We start from the raw sequence: 3,989 nt of genomic DNA, 5'->3' as shown, positions 1-3,989 counted from the left end.
GATGTTACAGCCGGAGCATTGAGTGGAGTTGCTACAGGTGAAGACGTGACGGTGACTGCTGTTGCGACTTATGATGACGAAACCGTTGGTACAGGCAAGACGATTACGGTTGTTTATACTTTGAGTGGAGCAGATGCAGGTAATTATACTGCTCCTGCGGACTTCGTAGTCACCGACGGTGAAATTACTGGCAAGTCTATTTCAGATGCTGTGATTGCTGATATTGCTGTGCAGATATATACAGGAGCGTCGATTGAGCCTGATGTAGTTTTAGAAGATGGAGGTGTTACCCTTGTTGAGGGAGTTGATTATGAAGTTACTTTTACTGATAATAAAGATGCTGGCACAGCTACCGTGACCATCAAGGGGATAGGCATCTATAGTGGGGAATTTAATGGAAGTTTTGTAATCAGTCCGAAGACGCTAAATATCATTCCAGATAATGGGCAATCCAAGAGCTATGGTGCTCTTGATCCAGAATTCACCTATACATTCAGTGGTGCTATTATTGGTGAGATTCCTAGTTTTGAAGGGTTACTAGGTAGAGATTCTGGCGAAGGTGTAGGCAATTATGAGATAGATCTTGGTTCTTTGGCATTGAAGGACAATGGTTCATTCAAGGCTGCTAACTATCAGGTCGACCTTACGACAGGCGTTGACTTTACAATCACCCGAGCGGCTTTGACCATCACAGCGAATGATGACAGCAAGTTCGTAACCCAAGCAGATGCCAACGGCTATGCAGGGGTGAGTTACAGTGGTTTTAAGTTCGGGGAGGACGAATCAGCTTTGAATACGACGAATCTGACGATCAGCCGTACGAATGCAGGTACAGAAACTGCAGGAGTCTATGCAGGAGTCTTGGAAGCGACGGGCATCACCTCTATCAACTATGAGATCAGCTATGTATCAGGAGACTACACGATAGTAGCAGCTGATCAGTTGCTGGTGAAGTTAGCTAATTCCAGTTCGCTATATGGAGAAGGAGCAGATTATGCAGTAGCATTGGCAGGTTATTACAGTTCGGATGACCAGCAAGTAGTGGACCTGACAGCTAGTGCACAATTGGTTGGCACAAGTGTGACAATAACTGATGGGGCATCAGGCAGTGCAAAATTTGATATTGCAGTGGAACAGCCGGTATTTAGTAGCAGTAATAATTTAAAAGTAGGCACCTATAGTTTGAAGGCTGATAACCGAGTACTTACCAGTCCAAATTTCAGCAATACGCTTGTTTTGCAGGGAATGTTGAATGTTGAAGCGAAGACACTGACAGCAAGCTTAACGAGTAGTTTGGAAAAGGTATATGATGGGAATAACAGGTTACCAGATATTGAATTTAGCTTAGACATACCATTGTCAGGAGATGTTTTAGCTGTGACTGGTACAGGTATTTATGATAGTAAGGATGCAGGGGTAAGAAATTATACGGTTAGTGGCTTGATGCTTACGGGTGCTGATGCAGTTAATTATGCCTTACAAGGTGGTTCTTCGGCAGTGATTACAGGTACAGATGGTTTGATCAAACAAAGAGAATTGCGAGTTATTCCCGACAGTGGTCAAAGCAAAGCCTTTGGAGAAGTGGATCCTGTATTGACTTTTACAGTTGATCCTCAATTATTAATTGGAGATAGTTTTACGGGAATGCTTCAAAGAGAAGATGGAGAAGCTGTTGGTAGTTTTAGCATTTTGCTTGGAACTTTAACTGCAGGGCCAAATTATCAGCTTCAGCTTTCCAATGAAATCTTTAAAATAATTGGAGATGATGATAGAGCTCCAGAGATTACAAGTGATCTTGAGATAGAAGAAGATGATGAAGGTTCACTTATTGTTATGGCTGAGCTTAGCGAAGGGGAACAGGAAGTTGGATCCTTTGAAGCAGATGAGCCAATGACTTGGACGCTAGAGCAGGTAGGGGATGAAGATTTCACTGTGCTATTTGAGATGGAAGTAGATGCTGATGGTGCAATAGTACTGAGCTTTAAGGAAGGATCTGTTTCGGGTATTTATGAAGTGAATCTATGTGCTACTGATGCTTCTGGTAACAAGACATGTGTGCTAGCGAGCGTAGAGGTTATCGATGATACCGCTCCAGAGATTACAAGTGATCTTGAGATTGAAGAAGATGATCAAGGTTTATTTAGTGTTTTTGCTGAGCTTAGTGAAGGAGAACAGGAAGTTGGATCATTTGAAGCAGATGAGCCAGTGACTTGGACGATAGAGCATGTAGGGGATGAAGATTTCACTGTGCTGTTTGAGATGGAAGTAGATGCTGATGGTGCAGTAGTACTGAGCTTTAAGGAAGGATCTGTTTCGGGTATTTATGAAGTGAATCTATGTGCTACTGATGCTTCTGGTAACAAGACATGTGTGCTAGTGAGCGTAGAGGTGATCGATGATAGAGCTCCAGAGATTACAAGTGATCTTGAGATAGAAGAAGATGATGAAGGTTCATTTAGTGTTTTTGCTGAGCTTAGCGAAGGAGAACAGGAAGTTGGATCATTTGAAGCAGATGAGCCAGTGACTTGGACGCTAGAGCAGGTAGGAGAGGAAGATTTCACTGTGCTGTTTGAGATGGAAGTAGATGCTGATGGTGCAGTAGTACTGAGCTTTAAGGAAGGATCTGTTTCGGGTATTTATGAAGTGAATCTATGTGCTACTGATGCTTCTGGTAACAAGACATGTGTGCTAGTGAGCGTAGAGGTGATCGATGATAGAGCTCCAGAGATTACAAGTGATCTTGAGATAGAAGAAGATGATGAAGGTTCATTTAGTGTTTTTGCTGAGCTTAGCGAAGGAGAACAGGAAGTTGGATCATTTGAAGCAGATGAGCTAGTGACTTGGACGCTAGAGCAGGTAGGGGATGAAGATTTCACTGTGCTGTTTGAGATGGAAGTAGATGCTGATGGTGCAATAGTACTGAGCTTTAAGGAAGGATCTGTTGCGGGTATTTATGAAGTGAATCTATGTGCTACTGATGCTTCTGGTAACAAGACATGTGTGCTAGTGAGCATAGAGGTGATCGATGATACCGCTCCAGAGATTACAAGTGATCTTGAGATTGAAGAAGATGATCAAGGTTCATTTAGTTTTCTAGCTGAGCTTAGTGAAGGAGAACAGGGAGTTGGATCATTTGAAGCAGATGAGCCAGTGACTTGGACGCTAGAGCATGCAGGAGAGGAAGATTTTACTGGGCTGTTTGAGATGATTACTAGATTTGACGGAAGCATGGTATTGAGATTTGTTGATAACTCATTTCCTGGTATATATATGGTAAAACTTTGTGCAACTGATTTCTCAGGTAATAAAACTTGTTCTGAGGTAAAAATTATTATCCAAGGTGAAGTCAGTCTAGTAATCCCTTCATCTTGGATAGAGATCAATTGGGGGTCAAATATTAGTGTCCCGAGACAGCAAGAAATTATGACTGTTGATGGAAATATCTTAAAGTTGGCTGTAGAGTTGGACGAGACCCCATTGAACAGATTTAGAAGTGGTGATTATAGGCTTACAGGAGAATTAATCATTCCATTGTATCTGCAAAATGATAGAATGCTGCAAGCAGATATTAGAGTTAGGGTTCTTCCAAAACCAGCTCCGCAAGATGTTTTATTATCTAATAATACATTCGAAGGTATCAAAACAAGCCAGGAATTGGCTATAGGATCATTGACCGTAGTTGATCCTGTGGATAACATGCACTGGCTTGGCCTTCTTGATGGTTTGGAGGATAATAGATACTTCAAAGTGATCAACGATGTGCTCTACTGGAGCAGTGAAGATCCTGCGGCAGGCAGAACCACATTCAAGGTTGTCGTGAGGGTAACAGATAGGGACTTCAATACGCTGGACAAGGTCTTTGAAATCACAAGAAACAGAGAGCGCGTATCAGAGATTGAGATCTACAATACCTTCACACCAGATGGAGATGGTATCAATGATAACTGGGGTGTACCAGAGATTCGCTACTATACAGGAGCAAGAGTTCA

Annotated in this window: 1 protein-coding gene; it reads left to right on the top strand. The window is 42.3% G+C overall.

Annotated features, from left to right (window positions below):
* Window positions 1-3,989, top strand: a 3,989-nt coding sequence (locus IEV57_RS19130; RefSeq protein ID WP_229744578.1) for an MBG domain-containing protein, incomplete at both ends; no start/stop codon positions are given.

The sequence above is a fragment of the Belliella aquatica genome, assembly GCF_014637795.1.
GTDB classification, from domain to species: Bacteria; Bacteroidota; Bacteroidia; order Cytophagales; family Cyclobacteriaceae; genus Belliella; species Belliella aquatica.
Note: the sequence above shows the minus strand (reverse complement) of the source record. Positions and strands in the feature narration are given on the sequence as shown.